Origin of the sequence: Agrobacterium sp. 22094 (assembly GCF_052046015.1) — a bacterium.
GTDB classification, from domain to species: domain Bacteria; phylum Pseudomonadota; class Alphaproteobacteria; order Rhizobiales; family Rhizobiaceae; genus Agrobacterium; species Agrobacterium cavarae.
The window spans coordinates 19,827-43,995 of record NZ_JBQEPX010000005.1 but is presented as its reverse complement, the minus strand read 5'-3'; the positions used below and the strand labels follow the sequence as shown (position 1 = coordinate 43,995).

The following is a 24,169-nucleotide window of genomic DNA, read 5'->3' as shown; positions in this document are numbered from 1 at the left end:
ATTCCAAAATGCATCCGAAACTCATTGCTTCCATCGCCCTTTCCGGGCTCATTCTCGCCACACCAGCTCTTGCCGAAACGGCGGCCATTCCCAAACAGAGCGTGAATGAGGAACTCCGCGCCCGCCTGCCGGAAAAGATCCGCTCCGAAGGGAAGATGATTTCCGTCAATAACGGATCCTTCCCTCCTTATGAAATCGTGACCGGCACGAAGATGGAAGGCGCCAGTGCCGACCTGACCGACGCGCTGGGCGAAGTGCTGGGCATCAAGATCGAACACGCGACCGTGGGCGGATTGCCGGCGCTTCTGGCAGGTGTCAATTCCGGGCGCTACCAGTTCGCCTTCGGGCCTGTCGGCGATTTCAAGAGCCGTGAAGAATCGAATGATTTTGTCGATTGGGTGCAGGAATTCGTGGTCTTTGCCGTTCACAAGGGCAACCCCAAAGGCATCGTTTCGCTCGACACATCCTGCGGCCAGCGCATCGCCGTCATGGCGGGCGGCTCGGCAGAGCGCGTGATCCAGGCCCAGGCGGAAAAGTGCAAGGCTGATGGCAAGGCTGCAATCGAGGTACAATCCTACACTGATCAGCCAAGCTCAATTCTTGCGGTTCGCTCCAAGCGCGCCGATGCGTTTTTCTCCTCGCAGGCGCCACTGACCTACTTCGTATCCCAGGCGAATGGCCAGCTGGAATTGACCGGCGTTGGCCAGAAGAACGGCTTCGACGATCTGTATCAGGGCGCCGTCGTTCCCAAGGGTTCGGAACTCGGTCCGGTCCTTCTCGATGCCATCAAGGTCCTCATGGACAACGGAACCTATGAGACGATCATGAAGAAGTGGGGTCTTGAGAATAACATCCTCAAGCAGCCGGGCATCAACCTCGGGGGCCAGTTGCCAAAATGACGAGCCCTGTTGAAACGAAAGTGCCATCCTTGGGTGGCACCGATCTGCGGGATGTGGCGACAGCCCACACCCCGTTTCGCACCGGCCGCCTTGTGCTTTGGCTGGTCATTGCGCTCTTCGTCGTCAACTTCGCTTGGATCGTTGCCAACAACGAAAACTTCGGCTGGCCTGTCGTTGCTCAGTATTTCTTCGATCCTGTGGTCATCAGCGGCCTGTATGTCAGCCTTGGGCTGACCGTCATCGCCATGATCCTCGGCGTCATTCTCGGTCTGATCATCGCCATTGCCAAAATGTCTCAGGATGGGCTCGCAAGCTCCTTTGCCTCGTTGTTTATCTGGTTCTTCCGCGGCACGCCGCTGCTGGTCCAGTTGATCTTCTGGTACAACATGTCCACCTTGTTTCCGCAGCTCTCCATATCGATCCCCTTCGGGCCGACCCTTGCGAGCTGGGATACAAACTCCGTCATCACGCCGATGACCGCAGCCATCGTCGGCCTTGCTCTCAACGAGGCGGCCTATATGGCGGAAATCATTCGCGGCGGCCTTCTCTCGGTCGATCGAGGACAGGCAGAAACGGCAGAAGCCTTCGGCATGACGAAGGCGCGCGCTCTGTGGCGCGTCATCATTCCGCAAGCCATGCGCTCCATCGTTCCGCCAACCGGCAACCAGCTGATCAGCATGATCAAGGCAACCTCGCTGGTTAGCGTGATCGCAATGGCCGACCTGCTCTATTCGGTTCAGTCCATCTACAACAGGACCTTCGAAATCATTCCGATGCTTCTGGTCGCAGTGATCTGGTATCTGCTCATTACCTCCGTTCTGAATATCGGCCAGAGCTACATCGAGGCCTATTACGGTCGCAGTGATCGCCGCAATGCAGGCGTTGCCAGGCCTGCTCTAGACGAGGAGGCAAGCCATTGACCGCAGTTGCAGATACCAAGCCTCTCGTCGTGGCGCGAAACGTCCATAAATCCTTCGATCATCTCGAGGTTTTGAAGGGCATCGATCTGGATGTGATGCCAGGGGAGGTGGTGGTCATTCTGGGGCCCTCAGGCTCGGGAAAATCAACCTTCCTGCGCTGCATCAACCATCTGGAAACCATCCAGCAAGGCGCAATTGCCGTGGACGGTGAGCAGATGGGGTACCGGGTGAAGAACAACCGCCTGGAGAAGCTTTCCTCCAACGGCATTGCACGCCAGCGCCGCAAGATCGGCATGGTGTTCCAGCAGTTCAACCTCTACCCGCATATGACGGTGTTGCAGAACATCATCGAAGCACCCGTCGGCGTTCACGGCGAGAGCCGCAAGAGCGCGACCGAAAACGCCATGCGTCTTTTGGAGCGGGTCGGCCTGTCGGAGAAAGCGTCCGCTTATCCGCGACAGCTTTCCGGTGGGCAGCAACAGCGTGTCGCCATTGCGCGTGCCCTGGCCATCAAGCCGAAACTCATGCTGTTCGATGAGCCGACATCCGCACTCGATCCCGAACTCGTCGGTGAAGTTCTTGCCACGATGAAGGACCTTGCCAGCCAGGGTCTGACGATGATCGTCGTCACGCACGAAATCGGCTTTGCAAAAGAGGCCGCTGATCGCGTGGTCTTCATGGATGGCGGCCACATCGTCGAGATGGGCAAGCCGGAAGACGTCATCGGCAACCCGCAACATCCGCGCACGCAGGCCTTTCTCTCGCGCTTCCTGTAAGCGCGCGATTTTTCCCCAACTTGGCGCCAGCCTCACGGCTGGCGTCCTTTTTCAAGATCTTGGTGGACCCAATGCTGAACGACAATCACTATGCCCGCGTATCCGATTTCGAGCCGATGGAGGCGGAGCTGAAGGCCACGCGCCAGTATCTGCATGCCAATCCGGAGCTTTCACTGGAGGAGGCCGAAACCGCCCGCTATGTGGCGGAGAAGCTGGAAGGATGGGGCTACGAGGTCACCCGGAATGTCGGTGGTCACGGCGTCGTGGCTTGCTTGAAGAACGGTACTGGAACGAAGAGCATCGGCATTCGCGCCGATATGGATGCGCTACCAATCCTGGAGGAAACGGGACTACCCTATGCCAGCAAGACGCCTGGCAAAATGCATGCCTGTGGCCATGATGGGCACACCACCGTTTTGCTTGGTGCAGCGGAATATCTCGCTCGCACTCGCCGTTTCGATGGCACGGTGACCCTGATCTTCCAACCGGCGGAAGAAAATGGGAAGCCATCCGGCGCGCAGAAAATGATTGAGGATGGCCTTTTCGAGCGCTTCCCGATCGACGCGATTTTCGGCCTGCATAACCACCCTGGCGCACCGGAAGGGACGATCTTGACGCGTTCGGGGCCGATGATGGCATCTTCCGATACGGTCAACATCACCATCAAGGGCAAGGGCGGTCATGCCTCGCGTCCTCACCTCACCATCGATCCCATTGTGGTGGCCTGCAACCTCGTCGTCTCGCTTCAGACGGTCGTATCCCGCAACATCGATCCTACCCAGACGGCGGTGGTCACTGTCGGCACCATCCATGCGGGAGAAGCGGTGAACGTCATTCCCGAATATGCAAAGCTGGCGCTGAGCGTGCGCTGCTTCGAGCCCAAGATCCGCGAACTTCTGGAGCGGCGCATCACCAAGCTAGCCCGATCCATGGCAGACGCTTATGATGCTACAATCGAGGTCGATTACGAGCATGGCTACCCGGTGGTTGCCAATTCGGAAGCCGAGACGGCATTTGCGCGGCTCGTGGCGCAAGAGCTGATCGGCTCCGACAAGGTCGCCACCTGCCCGCTCATCCCCGGCAGCGAGGACTTTTCCTATTTTCTCGAGCGAAAACCAGGCAGCTTCCTGCGCTTGGGCAACGGAATGGACTCCGCCATTCTCCACAGTCCCAAATATGATTTTGCCGATGGCAGCCTGACCGTGGGTGCGGCTCTGTGGGCTCGCCTGGCGGAACGATTTCTTGCAGCGTAAGTGATGCAGGGCTTGGCCGAACGTCGTTCGGCCGAGCAAAGCCCCCTTGGTCCGAAGCATGGAATCGAAGGCATTATCTCATGGGATGCGCTCGTCAGATGACGCAGGCCTCGGGTCACGTTCAGGTCAAGACAGCAGCACTCGACTTTCTTCTTCGGAAATCAGGAAGACCTTCATCTCCGAGCTGCGTCCGCGAATGGGAATGGTGCGGCTTCGAAGTCCGTCACGCTTGTGCCCGGACTGGACCATCACCGGTTCCGAGACGACGATGGAGGTGTCGAATTCCTTTGCGGCCGTCTCCAGGCGGCTTGCGACATTGACCGTATCGCCGATCGCCGTCAGCGTCTTTGCCGCGCCATAGCCCATGATGCCGACAATCGACGGGCCAGCGTGAATACCGATGGCGATGCGCAGGCGCACGGCAAACTGCTGTTCCAGTTCTTCATTCAGCTTATCGACATTGCGCAGGATCAGGCAGGCGGCCTTCAGCGCATCGGCCGAGGCGGTTTCCCGGTTGCCGTCCAGACCGAACAGCGCCATGGCGCCATCGCCGATGAATTTGTCGATGCGCCCACCTGCCTGCTCCACCGATTGGCTGACGACGGTGAAATAGCGGTTTAGCAGAAACACCATGTCATAGGGCAGGCGCGATTCCGAAAGGGCGGTGAAGTTTCTGAGATCGCAGAAGAGAACGGCAATCTCCTCCTCGCGACCGGGCCGGATCGGCTCGTTATTGGCAGGTGCGTCATCCTGCTGGCGGGCGGCAAGAAGCAGCGCCACCTTGACGCGACCGGTCGGACGAAGCTGGCAGCCGAGTCTCACATCGGAATCGGCGTGAATACGCTGCAGGGTGGCGCGCTCGATATCGCCTGGCTCCGGCAGGGGAGCCTCCGATTCCAGGATCTTGACGCGGCAGGTGGAACACCGCCCCTTGCCGCCGCAGGCCGAGAAGTGGGAAATGCCTTCGAGCCGGCTTGCCTCCAGAATGCTGAAACCCGCGGGCGCGCGCAGCGCATGGCCGTCTTCATACAGGATTTCGAAGCCGCGCGATCTTTGCCGCCAGCCTCTTATGGCACGCGCGGCAAATGTCAGGATGACGGCCGCGCCAAAGGCAAGACGTATCCCGAAGGTGATATGCGAGATCGTCGCCTGGCGCTCCGGCGACCGTGGCGAAGGGGCGGGCGGCGGGTCTGAGGGCGAGCGCATCCCCGCTTCGGAATGGGGATGATCGGCGGGAAGGTCCATCTCCATCTGCCGCCCGGCATCGCTGAAACCCAGTAACGCCATGATGGGCAGCAGGACCGCGAACATTAGGAGATACGGCGCTACCTGCCGGTACCAGCTTCGGTAGCGCAGCCAGAAATAGACGCCGAGACAGCCATGCGCCCAGATCAGCACCAGCGCAATGCTCTGGCGAAGGCCGAGATAGGGTGAGATAATCCAGAACCGGCGGATGACGACGTCATAGCCCTCATCGATGCCGAAGAGCATGCGTGAGAAGCGGATGCCGGCGGCATGGTCGATGATGAGGAAGGGGATCGCCAAGCCGAGCAGGATTTGCAGCGCTTCGCGCCACGGCATCTGCAGCGATCGCAGCAGGTAGATGGAGCGCAGCACGAGGAAGAGGTGAACGACGACCGAGCCGTAGAAGATGACGCTGCTGATCGGGTTCAGCCAGATGAGACTGAACCAGCCTCTGCCATATTCAGCCGTATCGATGGAAATCAGTGCAAGCGCGTGGTTGAAGAGGTGACAGGCGACGAAGGCCAGCATGACGAGACCTGAGAGCAATCGCGCTCGCCGCAAAGAGGTCTCTGTCACGTATTGCGCCAATCCCGACCTCAAATCTCGTTCAATACAAATGGATATTCAAATAATCGTCGTCTGTCGCGGTCCGCAGGAGCACGCTTTTGTCGTGACCTGCCGATACACCGGCTGTCGTTGCCTGCTCAAGACGAATCCTGAGCCTCACGGAGATAATGTTTTTTAGTCTTATTCGAGGCAGCCGCCGGTCTAAAGCATGGTCCACGCAAAACTGTGAAGCGGTTTTGCGACAAAGACATGCGATACAACAAGGACCTAAAGCTCGATCGTCTGCCCGTCATAGGCTGCAAAGGCGCCGGCAAATTCCTTCTTCGCATCCTCGTCGATCTGGTCGAGTTCATCATCCGTGCGGAAGGGAGCGTGGTGAATGAAGCCGACCGATTTTGCGTTGGCATGTTTGGCAAGCTTGATCCCCTGCTGCCAAGAGGAATGGCCGTAACCCTTGTAAAGCTCCATTTCCGCGTCGGTGAAGCTTGCGTCATAGAGAAAGAGATCGACATCGTCGATGAGCTTCAGCACGGCCTTGTCGAGCTTGCCCGGCTCATGCTCGGTATCGGTGATGATGGCAAGGCTCTTGCCCTGCCAGTCGATGCGGTAGCCGATGGCGTTGCCCGGATGGGTGAGCATACCGGTGCGGATCGACAGGTCCGGATGGACCGAGAGCGTGTCTTCGGCGGTAAAATCGCGGGTATCGATATGGGCGCAGCAAATGTCGAGTGGTGCGGGAAACCAGGGCGGGCTCATGAATTCGCGCAGCATGTCGCGGGTGGTCTTCTGGCCTGCCAGATGGCCGGACCAGATGCGAACGTCGTTCTCGCGCTTGAAGAATGGTTTGAAATAGGGGAAGCCGACAATGTGGTCGTAGTGGCAATGGGAGAAGAACATGTCGACGCTGCCGGCACCTTCGGCCCTCAGCGCCAGACCGGCCGGATGAAGACCAGAGCCTGCGTCAAAGAGCAGGATATGCTCGCCGCATCGAACCTCGATGCAGATCGTGTTGCCGCCATATTTGTGGAATTTTTCTCCCGATACAGGAAGCGTCCCTCTCGCTCCCCAGATCTTGACCCGGAATTCCTGTCTATTGCCCCGACGGTCTCCGTCGGAATTCAACACCATCATATACCCCAACCTGCCACGGCAACCCGTCTCAACGCTTCCTCCGTAGGGTCCCGTTTTCTCTTCGCCAACAACTGGCGCGTGCCTACTCCATGCAGCATTTCAGTTTTATGACTGCAGCACCACTTTTATTTTTTCCTTAAAGCGCCGCAGTCTGGAAGAATATATTATCAAACGCTTGAATGCGCGCGAGCCTTGCTCAGTTCCGTCGTCGTCTGCGTCAGACGCTCGGCGAGAACACGCATGACCTTGATGGTGATCTCGGGGAAGTCCGACATCAGCTTGAAGAACTGCTCCTTGCCGATGCGCAGCGCCTCCACCGGCGTCGAGGCTTTCACGGTCGCGGTTCTGACACTGTCGCAAAGAATGGCGATCTCGCCGACGATGGCGTTGCCGCTCATTTCCGTCAGCTTGATCTGGCCCGACGGAGAATCGATCAGAACATCCACCTTGCCGGTCAGAAGCACATAGGCGCTATCGCCAATATCGCCCTGCCGGAATAGCTCGTCTCCTGCAAGATAGGAAACGCGGTCCGAAGCAAAAGCAAGCAACTTGAGTTTCGACGGTTCCATCTCGCTAAAGAAGGGAACGCGTTTCAGCATCTGAATTTCATCTTTGAAAAGCATAGCCTTGTCCTGGTTCGTGTTCCTGTCGGGCGCCTTCAATGTATCAGGCCGCGATCATTTCCTTGAATGTACCGTTTTCTTGCATAAGAGTCTCGTATGATCCGTCTGCGACAATTGTACCGTGGTTAATAACGATAACCCTATCGAACATCTTGGAAAGCGACGGGTTCGACAAGACCCACAAGACTGCCGGATTTGCGCCATCTCTCCTTAAGAAGGCGATGACGTTGTCGACGATCTCCTGCTGTAGGCGATGATCGAGGCCCGGTAGCGGACGGTTGAGCACATAGTAATCCGAGCGGCGCATCAGGGCGCGCGCGAGATTGAGCTTCTGGCGCTGCAACGGGCCTAGCCGCTTGCCGCCCGCACCGAGATTGAAGTCCAGCCCCACGGCCAGAACACGCTCGTAAACGCCCTGCTTGCGCATGGCATCGGCCACGATCCGGGTGATACGGCGCGAGGCATCGGTGTAACGGTGGCTGACCTTGCCGAAGAGGATGTTGTCGAGCAGGCTGGTCGAGGCGGCATATTGATCCGGATCGTATGGCTCGATCACGTCGCGAAGGTCTTCTGGCAGCTTCTCATGGAACATGTGGCGCACTTCGACGATCCGCTTCATCACCTCCGGCGTCAACAGACCAAAACGCTGTCTTGGCTCAACGTAGAAGAAGCTGAGGCGGATCATGGCGCGGCGGTCAGCCTCGCTCGCGTCGTCATACTGCTTGCCTTGCAGGCGCTGCAGCATCTGCTGATAGTTCGGAATGTCTTCCGCCGTCATGAAGGTCAGTTGCTGATAAAGCGGGTGATCCGGCGGCAGGTCGGAGAAGATTTCGACGATGTTTTCGGCAATCGTGTAGCCCATGTCGAAGAGCGTATGAGAGAGGCCGGTGCCGCGCATCAAGGACAGGAAATACTTGCTTTCGATGATCTTGCTGCTGCCGGTCTGGGCGTCGCGCATGGTTCCGAACAGAATGTTCTCGCCCACTGTCGCCTCGGTGTTGTAGCTGTCCGGCTCGAAGGGGACGATGAGGCCGGAGAGGTTCTCGCGTTCCAGTTCGCTGCGCAGCGCGCGACGCAGTTCAACGATCCGCGCTGCCAGATGCAGATCGGTCAGCGGGTCGATGGAGGAGCGCAGGGCAAATTCCAGCACATCGGACGAAAGCTGAACCGTGTCGAGAACCGCAAGCATGGATTTGAGGAAGTGTTCGGGATCCTCGCTTCCCGCGGGGCTGGACTGGTAATCGATCCAGTCACCGTTGAGATCCATGTCCGGATTTTCGGCAAGCTTGGCTTCGCGGATTTCCCACTTGCGATGCTCGAGCTCGGTCCCCTCATATTGCCGGGGTTTGAGCGGCGCGTGCTTCAGGCCATAGAGAAGATTGTCCTTCAGGCTGGCATGGAAGAAGTAGCTGTCGGCGGAGACATAGGAAATGCGCCGTCCGGTGACGGATTCGGGCAGATCGTGGAAGTCGGTATCGCCGATGGAAATCTTGCCAGAGCTCGGCCAGAGCGTGCGTCCCAGAGCATCGGCCAGCGCCTCGGCACCGGCGCTGCCGACGATCGCGACGGTTTCGCCGGGATTGATGGTGAGCGTTGCCTGATCGAGCAGCCGCGTGCCGCTATCATCATCCAGCGAAAGCGCCGAAATGACGATAGGGCCGGTGATCGCGGCGGCCGCTGCCGGCGCCAGATCCTGGATCTTCGGGTCGATCATGCTTGGCGAATCGAACTGTTCGAAGACCTGTTCGTACTTCACCTGCACGTCCTGACGGGCCTGATCCCAGTCGATCAGCTCTTTCAACGGGCCGGGCAGTTCCTTGTAGGCATTGATGACGGCAACCAGCTGACCGACGTCGAGACTGCCGCGCAGCGTCAGATAACCGCCTACCGCGTAGAAGAAGAACGGCGTCAGCTGCGCCAGGAAGTTGTTGATGAATTTGACCAGAAACTTCCACTGATAAAGGTCGTAGCGGATCTTGAAGATCTGGCCGAGGCGCTGGCCGGCATCGGCACGTTCGAAATTCGATGTGTCATAGGCATGGATCGTGCCGATGCCATCGACCATTTCGCCGATGCGACCGGCAAGCTCGCGCGCGGTCAGCTGTCTTTGACGGCCAAGCTCGATCAGGCGACGGCGCATTTTCGGGATGATGCCGACCTGGATGGCAGCCATGAAGGCGGCAATCATGCCGAGCCAGAAATTCTGCACCAGAATGAAGAAGAGTGCCGACAGCGCCTGGCCGCCAAGCAGCGCCGGCTGCACGAAGGCGTCACCGGTAAAGCCGCCGAGCGGCTCCACCTCGTCCTTGATCATGCTGGAGATTTCCGCGCCCTTGACGCGCTTGAAATGCGTGGGCGGAAAGCGCAGGACCCGGTCGATCAGCTGGAAGCGGATGCGGCGCAGTAGCCGCTCGCCAAGCCGGCCCTTATAGGTGTTGATGTAATATTTGAAGAGGCCGTTGACGATGACAAGCGCCAGGAAGGTGAGGCTGAGCCCCATCAGCGTCGCCATGCGGTTCAGCTCGATGCCCGGAAACAGCGTGACGGTGCCGTAATAGGGTATACTCAGCGTCAGATGCATGAAGAGCTGGGTGGCGTTGGCGCCTTCGAAGCCATCGCCCTGGATCGGGCCGTTGACGATCTGCTTGGGTAGATCGAAGGCCAGGAAGTAGGGGATCATCGACAGCGCCACGATCAGCAGAATGAAAAGCTGCTGATTCCTGGTGTGCGTCCAGATGTAACGCGTCAGACTTTTTTCCATCGAGGACTTCTATGCCGTGCCGGATAAAGTGGAAGGTAATGGATGTTCATGCGCGCGTCAAAGCGGCTCCGGAGGGATAAGGGAGCGCTTAAACGGGTAAGGGATATGGTGGTTCACCTACCAGTGAAACAAGTCGCTCCACTACAACATTGGCCGGAAAACCGAAACATTTTTTATCAATAGCGAAAATGCTGACGTGACCCAAGCGACCGGATCTCGCCATGGGGCTCGGCGAGTGCATTCTCGTCTGCGATCAGCTCGATGGTCCTGGCCTCTGCCGGTGCGAGATGAAACCAGTCATCGGCCGGGCGGAAACCTTCGGCGCTGATACTGATCGACTGCGCGAACCGGTCCGTGGTCACCGTCAGGAACCAGCGGCCGTCCTTCTGCTCCGTCGTCGCTGTCAGCGTCGCAGGATGCATCGCGGCGGCGCGGCCGCGCGGAAAATGGAAGGCTTCAGCAATCAGCTCTCCCGTCACGGCGTCCTTCAGGCTGGCAATCGTCACATCATGGGCGGGCGGGCCAAATCGATAGGCATAGGTGGTATCGAAGAAGGCGCCAAAACAATCGGTGGCGGCAAGGCTTGCCTTGGATCGCGGTGCAAGTTCGAGTTGCTTCTGGCCTCGAACGACAGGCTGCAGGCCATCGCGCAGGCAGGCGAGGTCGACAATGAGGCCGCGCGTTTCCGCCGTCTCGTTGACGAGATGGACGGCAAGTCCGTTGGTGCCTTCGTCTGTCAGGATCAGCTGCACGGGCCGAAAGGCGCGCTTCAGCCCATACCAGGCCGACTTCGGCTCGCCGGTGGAATCGATCACGCCCCAGCCGGCACCCGGCACGAGATCCTGAAGGGTCAGCACCATGGCGCCCTGGCAGGAGGAGCCGTTGCGCCGCCATTCGCCATAGGTCGTTTCCATCACCTCGGCAACCGCGGCACGCGAGAGGTCGAGATAGCGCTCGCCATCCTCGCGCCGCGTCCGCAACGGGTCGAGATCATAGAGGAGGTTCAGATAATGATCCCGAACATCCTCGAAATCCCAGGATGCGCCGCGATCGCGCGGCACGCGGGATTTCCACACCGGGTGATGAACGGCGGGAACAGGCAGGTGCCGATCAAGCGTCTTCTGCTGCGGCACATTGGCAAAGGCAAGACACTCGCCGGCAAAGCGCACATCGGCGCGCCGCGCATCGTCCAGCGGGCGGCAATAGGCGCCCACGCCGTAATAGTGGCCGACCTTCTCGTCGGTGAAGAAGGGCTGTGCGCCGCCAAAGGGTGAGTTCGGGACATAGGCGATGTCGGAGCGACGCGCTTTGATGAGGCGCGGCAACATCTCTTCGGTCAGCGGCCCTTTCCAGAAGGCTTCGCCGAGGCCCATCATCGCGCCCTGCTGGTACATTTCGCTGCCCCCGCAGACCACGGTCAGCGAGGGAGAGAGCGCCGCATTCGCCAGAAGGTCCGCCGTTTCCTTCTCGATATGGGCAACGAAGCCTTCATCTTTCGCCGGGTAATCGAAATTGGCGAGCATCATGTCCTGCCAGACCATCAGGCCGAGTTCATCGCAAAGGCTAAAGAAGTCTCTGGTCTCATAGGCCATGGTTCCGCCAATGCGGATCATGTTCATGCCGGCCTCTGCGGCAAGGTGCAGCCAGGGTGCGTAGTCCTCTTTGGCGCCGGGAAGCCGGACGATATCGGCATTGGACCAGACGGCGCCCCGGCAGAAGATGGCGACGCCGTTGATCGTCAGGCCAAAGCCTTTGCCATCGGTGCCATGATCGATCTCGATGCGGCGGAAGCCGGTTTTGCCGAGCGGATGGGTCTTGCCGTCAACGCGAAGGTGAACCTCGTGCAGCGTCGGCGTGCCATGGGTGGCGGGCCACCAGGGCTCTATGGCCGGAAGGCGCAGCTCGGCTGAGAAAAGACCGTCTGAAACGGACTCAAGCGTCTGCCAGCGATCCCCACAACCGATCTCGACAACGGACGAGGACAGCGCTTCAACGCTGACACGGAGGATGCCAACGCCATCTTCTGTCAATTCGGTGGCGAAAAAGGTGAGGTCGAAATCCGCGTCGCCGTCGCGCACCAGCCGGATCGGCCGCCATGGTCCGCTCGCATGGATCTCCGGGCACCAGCCGGGCATGTAACCCAGCGCCGTCGTGCGGATCAGCCGAAGCCCCTGCGTCGACATCATCTGCGGACGCCAGCGGGCGCGGGGGCCGGTCTTTTCCAGATGGGGTTTCAGGGCGCGAAAGCAGATCGCCAGCTCGTCCGCGCCGGAAAACGTGACGCCAACCTCCAGCGCCTCGAACATGCTGGCGGAGTGCGCGATAGGCTCGTCGTTCAGATAGATGTCGGCGATGGTCGCAAGGCCATCGAAATGCACCGTCGCGCTCTGCGGTTCTGCGGTTTCGAGTGCCAGTCGGTACCAGGCATCGAGGTGGTTGAGCGGCTTCGGATCGAAGCGGTCGAACCTGCTCGCCTTCTCCAGCGCCTCGGCGACGGTGCCGGGAACTGGTGCTGCGAAGCTTTCCGAATCTGCCGGGATGTCGGATGGGCGCTCGCAGGCGCCGGCTTGCGTCAATGTCAGCGTCCAACCCTCCGTCAGCCATTGGCCGGGGAGGGCGTCATGTCGAAGGCTCGCGCTCACGCGGCCTCGCTGCCGGCATCGAGATGGGAATTGAGCTTGGCCATCAGCGCATCCCAGGCGTCAGCCGCGGGATTAAGAGCGGTGGCGAGCGGCTCGAATTTGCGGCGCGCCACGGCGCGTGCCAGCTGGAACTGCACCGTCTTTGCCACTTCGGCGATCTTCAGCGCCTCGGCGGCTGCGTCATCGAAAGCCTGTGGTCCGGCAAGCCATTGCAGGTGGCTGGCCGCGAGTTCGAAATTGGCGCCGAGCTGGCGCAGCGTGTTGAAGGCATATTTGTGGAAGAAGCCGAAGGGCCGGTCGGCAACCTTTTCCACCTGTGCCGGGAAGACCTGCGAGAAGGCCCGGATAGGATTTTCCGCCGGTCGTCTGGAGAAATGCTGCACCAGCAGCCGCTCTGCAACCGCGCGGCGGCGCTCTTCGGGGACTGGCTTTTCCGGGAATTTGGCGAATTCCGCATAGGGCAGGAAGGGCGGTTCGCCCTCTTTCAGATGGTGGTGGAACACGCCGGCATAGTCCTCGCCTTCCAGCGCGAAATAGCCGGCGTTGTGGAAGTATTCGAGCTTGAGATTGTCGCGATCGATGCGGTTGATGGCAATCGTCGTCTTGCCGTGATCGTTTCGGTAGCCGACCCCATGCGTATCCGGCAGATAGAAGCTGTCCACCTCGATCAGGGAAATGCGGCCGCGCTTCAGCTGCGTTTCGATATGGGTTTCGACATCGTCGAAGATCGCAAGCTCGGTCGAGCGGATGCCGTAGAGCGCTTCTAGATCTTCGAGCGGCATCTTGAAGAAGGTGAAGTGGTCGCCCTCGAAATCCTGCGTCAGGGTAAAGCCGAACATAGCTTCCGGCGGCAGGCCGCACGAGGCCACAAGCTCGATCCATAGATCGACAAAGCAATTGGTTTCCGGCCACATCCTGTCGGATGCGTGGAGCAGGTGAGGGACATGGCTCTCAGGGCTCAGGGCCGGAAAAATTGCCGTCATGCGTACCTCTTAGGCCTCAGTTCCACAGCGTGTCGCGAACCGACTGCGGCCATTGATCGACATCCAGTCCGTGCTTGGCAAGGAGGGCGAGCGCCAGTCGCTCCAGGCCGAAACCGACGCAGGCGGTGTGGGCGACAGAGCCGTCCGCCAGGTTCAAGCCCCATTTAGCGCCGAAGGCATCCTGGTGGTAGTTGAAGCTCATGCAGGCGGTGAGGTTGGTCGTCGACGTGACCGGGATCAGCAGTTCGAACTTCAGGTTCTGGTCACGCTGGTTGTTGGCCAGCATCCGGCCTGCGCGTCCGAAGAAGGGATCGTTGGCGATATCGAGCTTCACGTCGAGGCCGATGCCTTCCATCATTGCCACGCCGCGATCCATCCACAGCTGGCGGAAATCGGTGACGTCGCTTTCGGTGCCCATGCGGACATATTCGCGCATGCGGAAAAGCTGCTGACGCGCCGGGTCTTTCGAAGGTTCGTGGCGGAAGCAGTAGGACTGGATGTCGTAGAGACCGCCGCCATCGGGCAGATTGCCGCGCTTGGCAATGGTCGGATAGAGCGGATAGCAGGCGGCCGGTGTGAGCACGATATTGGTGATCTTCTGGTCTTTCGCCCAGTCGTCGCCCTCATCCATTGTCTTCAACAGGTTGACGTGGTCGAGTTCGCAGCCGCAGAAGGAATGGACGGTACCGGCAAGCTGCGGGAAGCTCTTCATGTAGCCGCTTTTTTCGAAATAGGCGCGATTGATGCCGGGCGGAAAGCGGATCGCTTCGGCCTTATCGCCGGCCCCCACCTTGCTGACCAGTCTTTCGAGACCGGTGATCACGTCTTCGAACTGACCGCTTCGGCCATAGAGACCGTCCACGCCGGTATCGATGAGCAAACCCTTGTCGAAGAGCCTGTCGAGGAAAGATGTTTGTGCGTCCATGGTCCTACCTCAGAAGGCTCGTATCCTGCTTTTGAACCAGCAGGAGATTGGCGGAATTGCTCAGGATTCTGTCGTTGGAAATCATCAGCCGGGCAGAATGCGCGTCACGCAGATGACGGCCAAGGCTATAGGGCGTGCCGTTCTTGTAGCCCATGATGCCGCAGATCAGCATGGCATGGTCGATGATTTCCAGAATGGTCTCGGACGAGCAGATCTTGACGTTGTTCATGGCAATGGCAAAGCCCATCGACATCAGCTTGTCCGGGTCGGATCTGGTCTCGTCATAGGCCTTGATGCCGGCAATCACGTTGGATTTGACGATCTGCAGCTTGTTCGACACTTCGGCCAGTCGCAGTGCGCCTGGGGGAGCGGACCCTGGCGATTTGCGGGCGGCGGCGCGCACGAAGCTTTGCGCCCGTGCCACCGCGTCAGAGGCGATGCCGTACCACACGCCGCTCCACAGAAGGTGCGAGGTGGCGAGCATGGATTGGGCTGCAATTTCAGCAAAAGGCTTGGGGAAAATCTGTTCGGCCGGGGCCTCGCCCTTGAACAGGAAACCGTCGGAGCAGGTGCCGCGCATGCCGAGCGTATCCCAGACATGGGTGCGCTCAAGGCTATACTGGTCTTTCAGAAATACCGTCATCACCTGATCGGAGGGAGCGGCATCCTTGTTGCTGCGCGAGGTGATGAGAATGGCATCGGCTTCGCTGCCATAGGAAATGACGGTCGCGTCCTTTTCCAGGCGGCAGATGTCACCATCCACCTCGATGGCGCAGATGGAATTGCGGAGATTGCCGCCAATGCCGCCTTCGGTGGTGGCGGAGGCCAGCAGCAATTGTTCGTTTGCCAGGCGGCGCATGAAGGCGCTGTGCCATTGGCTTTCTTCGCCGTGCTCCACAAGGCTCGAGGCCTTGATGTGGTGCATGGCGTAGATCATTGCGGTGGCCGAACAGGCCTGGCCCAGAATGGAGCAGATATCGGCAAGCTCCAGCATGGTGGCGCCTTCGCCGCCCATGTGAACCGGGACCTGGATGCCGAGCAGCTTTTCCTCGCGAAGCGCGTCGACGGCCTCTTTCGGGAAGCGGCCTTCGGTATCCACCGCATCGGCATGTTTTGCGGCAATCGCCGCCACCCGCGCCGCCCGGGCGCTCAGTGCTTCACGGTGAGGCGCGAGCGCGAGGTTCATCAGGCAGCCTCTTTCCCGTCGAGAATGGCTTTGACCGTGGTTTCGATGGCGGCGATGCTGGCAAAGGATTTGCGGTTCAGCATGCTGTCGGGAAACTCGATGTCGAAGGCCTCTTCCAGGCCCAGCATCAGCTGCACGGAGGCGAAGGAGGACAGGCCCGCGGCATAAAGATCGGCATCGTCGGCAAGCGTGTCGACGGAAACGGGAAGCTGACCGAATTTTGCCAGCACGTCACGGATAGTAGAATTCATCCCAAGTATCTCCCTTTAACTGGAGCCATTATCGCGTAACTTCTGAGTTACATTTAAAAACATAACATTGTCATAAGTGGTGCGGTTAATTTCCGGTGATATTGCTTGGCGCCCAACGCAATTGTGGTTTCCGCACCGCCCTCTTTTGGCGCAACCAGCTGCCAGCTTGACAATCGGCGCCATGAGGTTTTTGATTGCGGCATTCACCAGGGGGGTCCCGGCAAGGGGCTGAGATACTGCTAGAGCGCGCAGTGACCCGTTGAACCTGATCCAGTTCATACTGGCGTAGGGACGGTGCAAACGCGGGCATTCTGGCAGAACCGGCTCAACGCCGGGGAACCGTCATCATTCCTATCCCGCGCTTTTCGTCTTCATGCTCGAACTGGGTCTCCACTGTTTTGCTTTGGAGCCTCACGATGAACATTGCCGCTAAAAATCTCACCCCAACCGTTACCACCGGTCCGTTGCCGGCCTCCACCAAGGTGCACAAGCCGGGCGTTCTTCACCCGCATATCCGCGTGCCGATGCGCGAAATTGCGGTCCATCCCACCGCCGGCGAACCGCCGGTGACCGTCTATGATGCCTCCGGTCCCTATACCGATCCGACGCATCTTGTGAACATCGATGCCGGTCTGCCGCGTCATCGCCAGGAATGGGTTCTGGCGCGTGGCGATGTCGAAGCCTATGAGGGCCGGCATGTGAAGCCGGAAGACAATGGCTTTGCCACCGGCGAGCGACTGACGCCGGAATTTCCGGTGCGCAACCAACCGCTGCGGGCCAAGGATGGAAAGGCCGTCACCCAGCTGGCCTATGCGCGGGCGGGCATCATCACACCGGAGATGGAATATATCGCCATCCGCGAAAACCTCGGACGCGAGGCGGCGCAGGACAAGCTTGTGCGCGATGGTGAAAGCTTCGGCGCGCATATTCCAGATCATGTGACGCCGGAATTCGTCCGCCAGGAAGTGGCTTCCGGTCGCGCCATCATCCCCTCCAACATCAACCACCCGGAAGCCGAGCCGATGATCATCGGGCGGAATTTTCTGGTCAAGATCAACGCCAATATCGGCAATTCCGCCGTCACCTCCTCCATGGCGGAAGAGGTGGAGAAGATGGTCTGGGCCACGCGCTGGGGTGCCGATACGGTGATGGATCTCTCCACCGGGCGCAACATTCACAATATCCGCGAATGGATCATCCGCAATTCGCCGGTGCCGATCGGCACGGTGCCGCTCTATCAGGCTCTGGAGAAGGTCAATGGCATTGCCGAGGATCTAACCTGGGAGGTGTTTCGCGATACGCTGATCGAGCAGGCGGAACAGGGCGTGGATTACTTCACCATCCACGCCGGCGTGCGCCTGCATTACATTCCGCTGACCGTCAATCGCGTGACCGGCATTGTCTCGCGCGGCGGGTCGATCATGGCCAAGTGGTGTCTGCATCACCACAAGGAAAGCTTCCTCTACGAGCATTTCGACGAGATCTGCGACATTTGTCGGGCTTATGACGTGTCGTTTTCACTCGGGGATGGCCTGCGTCCGGGCTCGATTGCAGACGCCAATGATGCCGCGCAGTTTGCCGAGCTGGAGACGCTGGGCGAGTTGACCCAGATCGCCTGGGCCAAGGATTGCCAGGTGATGATCGAGGGCCCCGGCCATGTGCCGATGCACAAGATCAAGGAAAACATGGACAAGCAGCTGAAGACCTGCGGCGAGGCGCCCTTCTACACGCTTGGACCGCTGACGACCGACATCGCACCCGGTTACGACCACATCACGTCCGGCATCGGTGCGGCGATGATCGGCTGGTTCGGTACGGCGATGCTCTGCTATGTCACGCCGAAGGAGCATCTGGGTCTACCGGATCGCAACGACGTGAAGGTCGGTGTCATCACCTACAAGATCGCGGCGCATGCCGCCGATCTTGCCAAGGGCCATCCGGCAGCGCAGTTGCGGGACGATGCTTTGTCGCGCGCCCGCTTCGAATTCCGCTGGGAGGATCAGTTCAACCTGTCGCTCGATCCGGAAACGGCGCGCTCCTATCACGATGAGACGCTGCCGAAGGAAGCGCACAAGGTCGCGCATTTCTGCTCCATGTGCGGGCCGAAATTCTGCTCCATGCGCATTTCCCACGATATCCGCGCGGAAGCCCAGAAGGAGGGGCTAGAGGCGATGGCGGAGAAATTCCGTCAGGGTGGCGATCTCTACATGCCGCTGGAAAAGCCGGTTCCCGGTGAATGAGATGCGCATTCTCATCAAAGGGGCAGGCGTTGCCGGTCTGACGGCTGCCCTTGAGCTGACGCGGCGCGGTCTTGCGGTGACGGTGTTCGATACCGCGCTTGAGATCGGCCGCGGCGCATCCTGGTTTGCCGGCGGCATGCTGGCGCCCTGGTGCGAAAGGGAGAGCGCCGAACAGGCGGTGCTCGACCTCGGCCAGGCGGCGCTCGACTGGTGGGAGGAGGCCACACCCGGCCTCATCTCGCGCCATGGCACGCTGGTGGTGGCGCCAGCACGGGACAGGGCGGAACTCTTGCGCTTTGCCTCGCGCACCAGCGGCTACCGCCTGGTGGATGAGGATGAGATTGCAGCACTCGAGCCGGACCTTGCCGGACGCTTCCGCCATGGGCTGTTCTTCGAGGGCGAAGGTCATCTCGATCCGCGGCTGGCGATGACGGCGCTGCATCTGCGTCTGGTGGAAAATGGCGTGGTCTTTCATCTGGGCGGCGAGGCCATCAACGAAGGCGGCTTCGATCGCATCGTCGATTGCACCGGCCATACGAGAGTTGGCTCGCTCTCAGGGCTTCGGGGCGTGCGCGGCGAAATGCTCTATCTCGTCACGCACGAGGTTTCGCTGTTGCGCCCGGTGCGGCTCCTGCATCCGCGCATCCCGCTCTACATCGTCCCGCGTGAACCGGGGCGCTTCATGCTGGGCGCGACGATGATCGAAACAGAGGAGGCGGGGCCGATTTCCGCCCGCTCGATGATGGAGTTCTTGAATGCCGCTTACGCGCTGCACCCCTCTTTCGGCGAAGCGCAGATCATCGAAAGCGGTACCGGCATCCGGCCTGCCTTTCCCGACAATCTTCCGCGCATCGTTCAGGAGGGCAAGACGCTCTTCATCAATGGTGCGCACCGGCACGGCTTCCTGCTCTCGCCTGCCATGGCGCGCCAGGCTGCCGATTTCATCGAACACAAGGAGGTGTACCATGCGGATCCACGTCAACGGCGAAGTGCATGATCTTTCCGCCGCCACGCTGTCAGAACTTCTGTTCGCCCTTGACTACGAGGGCGACTGGCTGGCGACGGCCGTCAATGGCGATCTCGTCCATGCTGAGGATCGCCCGCAATTTCGCTTAAAGGATTCCGACCGGATCGAAATCCTTTCCCCGATGCAGGGAGGATGAACCATGTTTCGATTGTATGATCGCGATGTCAGCTCGCGGTTGCTGCTGGGTACTGCGCGTTATCCGTCGCCCGCCGTTCTGGCGGATGCGGTTCGCGCCAGCAGGACCGACATCCTGACCATTTCGCTGCGGCGTGAAACGGCAGGCGGCAAAAAGGGCGGGCAGTTCTTCGAGCTGATCCGCGAACTCGACCGGCTCATCCTGCCCAATACGGCGGGCTGCCATACCGCCAAGGAAGCGGTGCTGACGGCGAAGATGGCGCGCGAAGTCTTCAAGACCAACTGGATCAAGCTGGAGGTGATCGGCCATCACGACACACTCCAGCCGGATGTCTTCGCGCTGGTGGAAGCGGCGCGCATTCTCTCAGACGAGGGGTTCGAAGTGTTCCCCTACACAACCGACGATCTGGTGGTGGCGGAACGGCTGATCGATGCGGGCTGCAAGGTGCTGATGCCCTGGTGCGCACCGATCGGCAGCGCCATGGGACCGCTGAACCTCGTGGCACTCAAATCCATGCGGGCGCATTTTCCCGATGTTCCGATGATCGTCGACGCCGGCCTTGGCCGCCCATCGCATGCGGCAACGGTGATGGAGCTTGGCTATGACGCCGTGCTGCTAAACACGGCCGTCGCCGGTGCCGGCAACCCGGTGATCATGGCGGGCGCCTTTGCGAAAGCCGTCACGGCAGGGCGTGAGGCCTATCTTTCCGGCATGCTGGAGCCGCGTGATATGGCGGTGCCGTCCACGCCGGTGATTGGGACGGCGGTGTTTTCGTGAGGCTATTTTGGGGTGAACGCGTCCATCCACACTTGGTCCTCCTGAACTTGATCCACGGCTGTCCGGTTTAAAGTTCTGGTTTGGATCTGCCGCATACCCCCCTCTGCCCTGCCGGGCATCTCCCCCTCAAGGGGGGAGATCGGCAAGCGGCGCCCTCCGCATGTCCTATCCCACCGGAGTTTTGGGCGAGACGGTGCGACAGTTCGATCTCCCCCCTTGAGGGGGAGATGCCCGGCAGGGCAGAGGGGGGTGCGGTCCGTCTCGGCGGACACTGAAAGAGCCGAAGAGTGGTGACGGAGAGACCATCCTCCCAAAGGCGAACCGGAGTTCACGTCGTCCCACGACCCCCTAAGCCCACATTGACAACACATCCCCACAGCGGGATACCGGCATGACAACAGAAGGAATGCCGCCTTTGCATAATCTGCTGACCGATATTGACGGTGTTGCGGTGGGCCATGCCACCGATCTCACCCTTGGCTCCGGCGTGACGGCCATTGTTTTCGATGAACCGGCGATTGCCTCCGGCTCGGTTCTGGGCGGCGCGCCGGGTGGGCGCGATACGGCCCTTCTCGATCCATCCATGACGGTGGAGGCGGTGGATGCCTTCGTGCTGTCCGGTGGATCGGCCTTTGGGCTGGATGCGGCAGGTGGGGTGCAGGCGGGGTTGCGCCAAGCCGGGCGCGGTTTTCCGGTGGGCAATACCCGCGTGCCGATCGTGCCGCAGGCGATCCTGATGGATCTTTTGAATGGCGGCAACAAGGATTGGGGGCTGCATTCGCCCTATCGCGACATGGGGTATGAGGCTTTCAAGGCTGCCTCGCACGCGCCCTTTGCGCTCGGCACCGTGGGGGCCGGAACGGGTGCCACGACCGCGACGGTGAAGGGCGGGCTGGGCTCTGCCAGTGCCAAGACCTCCACCGGCATTACGATTGCAGCGATCGTCGCGGTCAATGCCTTGGGCTCGGCAACGGTTGGCACCACGCAGAACTTCTGGTCCGCCCCCTACGAGCGCGATGGCGAATTTGGCGGGCATGGCTTACCAGCACAGTTCACGCAAGCCGATACGGCGCTGCGCATCAAGGGCGTAACGCTGACGGCCACAACTATTGGCGCCGTGGTCACGGATGCGGTGCTGACCAAGGCGCAGGCGCATCGTCTTTCGATTATGGCGCATGACGGGCTTGCGCGCGCCGTGCTGCCTTCGCATCTTTCCAGCGATGGCGACACGGTGTTTGCCGCAGCGACGGGTAAAAAAGCGCTCACCCAACCAACGGATTTTGCCGAACTCTGCCATCTCGCCACGCTTGTCATGGCGCGTGCCATTGCCCGCGGCGTGTTCGAGGCGAGCGCGCTTCCGCATGAGGGCGCGCAGCCGTCCTGGCGGGATCGCTTCGGAGCCGCGCAGCCATGAGCGACACGCCATCGCGCCCGCCTCTCAAACCCGTGCTGCGGGTGGATTTTCCGCCGGGCGAGCGGCTTGGTCGCGGCAAGATCGAGCTGATGGAGCATATCGCCGCCACCGGCTCCATCTCCGCGGCCGGACGCGCCATGGACATGTCCTATCGCCGTGCCTGGCTGCTGGTGGATGCGCTGAACCACATGTTCAAAGAGCCGGTGATCGAATCGCAGCGCGGCGGCAAGCAGGGTGGCGGTGCGGGGCTGACGCCTTTTGGCGAAGAGTTGCTGGCGCGCTTTCGCGGCATGGAAGCGCGTCTGCGCGAGACGCTGCAGGCCGATCTCGACTGGCTGGAGGCCAACCGGGGAGCCGACGATCGCAAGACGCAGGATGCGCCCTCTCAATAGGGCCCATTCAATAAGGGTCGAGTGCCGCCGATTTGACGATGGCGAAGACCGGGCTTCCGGCTTTGAGCGACAGCCGCTCGATGGAAAGGCTTGTGACCCGCGACTGGATGAGCGTGCCGTGGCAGGCCACCTGCACCAGCGCCATGCCATCGGCCAGCGCAATGCTTGTCACGTGGCCTTCGAGAATGTTGAGCGCGCTCAAACCCTCCGGTCGCACCGTTGCCAGCATCACGTCTCGTGCCGGAATATGCACGCGCACCGCCCTGCCGGGCTCAGCGCTTTGCGCGGGCACCTGAAGTGCGGTTTGACCCAGCCGAACGGTGGCGAGCCGATGGGCGGCATCGAAGGCCTCCACCGTGCCGGAGAGAATGCTGCCTGCTTCGCGCCGCTCCAGATAGGTGCTGAAGGCGGGCTGGGAGAGGATATCCGAGGCCGGGCCAGCGGCATCGATCCGGCCATCCTTGATCACCACCACCTGGTCTGCCAGGCGCGAGACTTCGCTGACCGAATGGCTGACATAGAGGATCGGGATGGTCGTCTCGTCGCGCAGCCGCTCCAGATAGGGAATGATCTCGGCCTTGCGCGCCTCGTCGAGGGCGGCCAGCGGCTCGTCCATCAACAGCAGGCGAGGGGAGGAGAGCAGCGCCCGGCCAATCGCCACCCGCTGCTTTTCGCCACCGGAGAGCTTTTCCGGCCGCCGCTGCAACAGCGCGCCGATGCCGAGCATCTCGATCACATGGGACGTGGCGGCCGAATCGCTACCCGCACCAGAAAACCAGCGGCCATAATGCAGGTTCTGCTCCACGCTCAAATGCGGAAAAAGCCGCGCTTCCTGAAACACATAACCAAAGCGCCTTTTATGCGCGGGCGTGAAGATGCGTTTTTGCCGATCGGCCAGCACTGTGCCATCCAGTTCGATCCGCCCTTCATCCGGCTTTGTCAGCCCGGCAATGATGCGCATTACCGAGGTCTTGCCGGAGCCGGAGCGGCCGAAAAGTGCGGTCACGCCCTTGTCGGCGTTAAAGGCTGCATCCAGCGTGAAGCTGCCCAGCCTGTGGCGGGCGGAGAAGGACAGCGTCATTGCCCGGCCACCCTTCTGCTGATCATGCGCGCCAGAAACTCCGATGCCAGCAGCGCCACCATGGAAATGACGATCGCCACCAGCGTCAGGCGCATCGCGCCCGCATCTCCGCCCGGCACCTGGGTGAGGCTATAGATCGCGGCAGAGAGCGTTTGTGTTTCGCCGGGAATGTTGGAGACGAAGGTGATGGTCGCGCCAAACTCGCCCATCGCCTTGGCAAAGGCCAGAATCATGCCGGCAATGATGCCGGGAAGGGTGAGCGGCAGTGTCACCGTCAGGAACACCCAGAGCGGGCTTGCCCCCAGCGTTCCCGCCGCTTCCTCCAGCTTGCGATCCACCGCCTCGATCGACAGGCGGATGGAGCGCACCATCAGCGGAAAGGCCATGATGGCGCAGGCAAGGGCTGCACCCGTCCAGCGGAAGGAAAAGACGATGCCGAAATACTGATCGAGAAACGCGCCGATCACCCCCTTGCGGCCAAAAAGGATCAAAAGCAGAAAGCCGGTGACGACCGGCGGCAGGATCAGCGGCAGATGCACGATGCCGTTCAGCAGCGACTTGCCGAAGAACCGCCCGCGCGCCAGCGCCAGCGCAATCACAATGCCGAAGGGAAGGCTTGCCAGCATGGCAACGGTCGAGACCCACAGGCTCAACCGTATCGCCGTCCATTCCTCCGCACTCAGCGATAACCAGTCCAAACTGCCATTCCTGTTCTTAAGCGCTGGGGTGCGCAACGCCGCTTCCCCACTTTTGCGACACCGGCGCTTCCGATCCGACCGCCTGTCGTTCTCGCAAACCGCTGCGCAACCTTGCGCGATTTGCTTTAAGGATTTGTTCCGGTGTCCGGTCTGAAGCATGGTTCACGCAAAACTGTGCAGCGGTTTTGCGATCACGACATGCGACAAAACAAGGACCTGGAGCATAGGGCGCGAATCTGAAA

21 protein-coding genes and 1 riboswitch are annotated in these 24,169 nt (G+C 60.5%); of the genes, 10 read left to right on the top strand and 11 right to left on the bottom strand.

The window, feature by feature from the left end; translation table 11 throughout:
• The first annotated feature begins 8 nt into the window (after window positions 1-8).
• The 4 genes from ACTJK5_RS19135 (at window position 9) to ACTJK5_RS19120 (ending at window position 3,848) form a co-directional block, all read left to right on the top strand.
• Window positions 9-899, top strand: coding sequence for an ABC transporter substrate-binding protein (locus ACTJK5_RS19135; protein ID WP_062444300.1), 891 nt, complete (start codon window positions 9-11; stop codon window positions 897-899).
• The gene (locus tag ACTJK5_RS19130) at window positions 896-1,819 is read left to right on the top strand and encodes an amino acid ABC transporter permease (RefSeq protein WP_440613022.1); all 924 of its coding nucleotides are present in this window, start codon (window positions 896-898) and stop codon (window positions 1,817-1,819) included. The genes ACTJK5_RS19135 and ACTJK5_RS19130 overlap by 4 nt, the downstream gene beginning before the upstream one ends.
• The gene (locus ACTJK5_RS19125) at window positions 1,816-2,595 is read left to right on the top strand and encodes an amino acid ABC transporter ATP-binding protein (protein WP_440613021.1); all 780 of its coding nucleotides are present in this window, start codon (window positions 1,816-1,818) and stop codon (window positions 2,593-2,595) included. The genes ACTJK5_RS19130 and ACTJK5_RS19125 overlap by 4 nt, the downstream gene beginning before the upstream one ends.
• Window positions 2,596-2,666: 71 nt before the next feature.
• Window positions 2,667-3,848 carry a M20 aminoacylase family protein gene (locus ACTJK5_RS19120; protein ID WP_440613020.1) on the top strand — a complete coding sequence of 394 codons (1,182 nt, stop codon included), beginning with the start codon at window positions 2,667-2,669 and terminating at the stop codon, window positions 3,846-3,848.
• Window positions 3,849-3,974: 126 nt separating this feature from the next.
• Here ACTJK5_RS19120 and ACTJK5_RS19115 read toward each other — a convergent pair whose 3' ends face one another.
• The 9 genes from ACTJK5_RS19115 to ACTJK5_RS19075 all read right to left on the bottom strand — a co-directional run bounded on the left by ACTJK5_RS19115 (window position 3,975) and on the right by ACTJK5_RS19075 (window position 16,162).
• A complete protein-coding gene (locus ACTJK5_RS19115) occupies window positions 3,975-5,681 on the bottom strand; it encodes an adenylate/guanylate cyclase domain-containing protein (protein ID WP_440613019.1) in 1,707 nt (568 codons plus the stop codon).
• 246 nt (window positions 5,682-5,927) lie between these two features.
• Window positions 5,928-6,788: an MBL fold metallo-hydrolase gene (locus ACTJK5_RS19110; protein WP_440613129.1), complete on the bottom strand. Its 861-nt coding sequence runs from the start codon at window positions 6,786-6,788 to the stop codon at window positions 5,928-5,930.
• 170 nt (window positions 6,789-6,958) lie between these two features.
• A complete protein-coding gene (locus ACTJK5_RS19105; protein WP_062424841.1) occupies window positions 6,959-7,414 on the bottom strand; it encodes a cyclic nucleotide-binding domain-containing protein in 456 nt (151 codons plus the stop codon).
• Between the two features lie 43 nt (window positions 7,415-7,457).
• Window positions 7,458-10,175 (bottom strand): ABC transporter transmembrane domain-containing protein, encoded by a 2,718-nt coding sequence (locus tag ACTJK5_RS19100; RefSeq protein WP_440613018.1) that lies wholly within the window; start codon window positions 10,173-10,175, stop codon window positions 7,458-7,460.
• Between the two features lie 176 nt (window positions 10,176-10,351).
• Window positions 10,352-12,817, bottom strand: a complete 2,466-nt coding sequence (locus ACTJK5_RS19095) for a glycosyl hydrolase 2 galactose-binding domain-containing protein (RefSeq protein ID WP_440613017.1) — start codon at window positions 12,815-12,817, stop codon at window positions 10,352-10,354.
• Window positions 12,814-13,800 carry a DUF1839 family protein gene (locus ACTJK5_RS19090; RefSeq protein WP_440613016.1) on the bottom strand — a complete coding sequence of 329 codons (987 nt, stop codon included), beginning with the start codon at window positions 13,798-13,800 and terminating at the stop codon, window positions 12,814-12,816. The genes ACTJK5_RS19095 and ACTJK5_RS19090 overlap by 4 nt, the downstream gene beginning before the upstream one ends.
• Window positions 13,801-13,816: 16 nt before the next feature.
• A complete protein-coding gene (locus ACTJK5_RS19085; RefSeq protein WP_440613015.1) occupies window positions 13,817-14,725 on the bottom strand; it encodes an amino acid--[acyl-carrier-protein] ligase in 909 nt (302 codons plus the stop codon).
• Window positions 14,726-14,729: 4 nt separating this feature from the next.
• Window positions 14,730-15,911 (bottom strand): acyl-CoA dehydrogenase family protein, encoded by a 1,182-nt coding sequence (locus tag ACTJK5_RS19080; RefSeq protein WP_440613014.1) that lies wholly within the window; start codon window positions 15,909-15,911, stop codon window positions 14,730-14,732.
• Complete coding sequence (locus ACTJK5_RS19075) at window positions 15,911-16,162, bottom strand: acyl carrier protein (RefSeq protein ID WP_062424835.1); 252 nt, start codon at window positions 16,160-16,162, stop codon at window positions 15,911-15,913. The genes ACTJK5_RS19080 and ACTJK5_RS19075 overlap by 1 nt, the downstream gene beginning before the upstream one ends.
• Window positions 16,163-16,360: 198 nt before the next feature.
• Window positions 16,361-16,472, top strand: a riboswitch (TPP riboswitch).
• A 106-nt stretch (window positions 16,473-16,578) separates the two neighbouring features.
• On the opposite strand from ACTJK5_RS19075, the gene thiC reads away from it, so the two are divergent.
• From thiC to ACTJK5_RS19045, 6 genes are all read left to right on the top strand, one after another.
• Window positions 16,579-18,402, top strand: a complete 1,824-nt coding sequence (gene thiC / locus ACTJK5_RS19070; protein ID WP_144622560.1) for a phosphomethylpyrimidine synthase ThiC — start codon at window positions 16,579-16,581, stop codon at window positions 18,400-18,402.
• A gap of 1 nt (window position 18,403) precedes the next feature.
• Window positions 18,404-19,399, top strand: coding sequence for a glycine oxidase ThiO (thiO, locus tag ACTJK5_RS19065; RefSeq protein WP_440613013.1), 996 nt, complete (start codon window positions 18,404-18,406; stop codon window positions 19,397-19,399).
• Window positions 19,368-19,565: a sulfur carrier protein ThiS gene (thiS, locus tag ACTJK5_RS19060; RefSeq protein WP_113326697.1), complete on the top strand. Its 198-nt coding sequence runs from the start codon at window positions 19,368-19,370 to the stop codon at window positions 19,563-19,565. Before thiO ends, thiS begins: the two co-directional genes overlap by 32 nt.
• 3 nt (window positions 19,566-19,568) lie before the next feature.
• Window positions 19,569-20,342: a thiazole synthase gene (locus ACTJK5_RS19055; protein ID WP_062424831.1), complete on the top strand. Its 774-nt coding sequence runs from the start codon at window positions 19,569-19,571 to the stop codon at window positions 20,340-20,342.
• Window positions 20,343-20,748: 406 nt separating this feature from the next.
• Window positions 20,749-21,756, top strand: coding sequence for a P1 family peptidase (locus ACTJK5_RS19050; protein ID WP_440613128.1), 1,008 nt, complete (start codon window positions 20,749-20,751; stop codon window positions 21,754-21,756).
• Window positions 21,753-22,148 (top strand): winged helix-turn-helix domain-containing protein, encoded by a 396-nt coding sequence (locus ACTJK5_RS19045; protein WP_440613012.1) that lies wholly within the window; start codon window positions 21,753-21,755, stop codon window positions 22,146-22,148. The genes ACTJK5_RS19050 and ACTJK5_RS19045 overlap by 4 nt, the downstream gene beginning before the upstream one ends.
• A 7-nt stretch (window positions 22,149-22,155) precedes the next feature.
• Here the strand turns inward: ACTJK5_RS19045 and modC are convergent, their stop codons facing one another.
• Both modC and modB read right to left on the bottom strand, forming a co-directional pair.
• Window positions 22,156-23,229, bottom strand: coding sequence for a molybdenum ABC transporter ATP-binding protein (modC, locus tag ACTJK5_RS19040; RefSeq protein WP_440613011.1), 1,074 nt, complete (start codon window positions 23,227-23,229; stop codon window positions 22,156-22,158).
• The gene (modB, locus tag ACTJK5_RS19035) at window positions 23,226-23,927 is read right to left on the bottom strand and encodes a molybdate ABC transporter permease subunit (protein WP_440613010.1); all 702 of its coding nucleotides are present in this window, start codon (window positions 23,925-23,927) and stop codon (window positions 23,226-23,228) included. The genes modC and modB overlap by 4 nt, the downstream gene beginning before the upstream one ends.
• Between the last annotated feature and the right edge of the window lie 242 nt (window positions 23,928-24,169).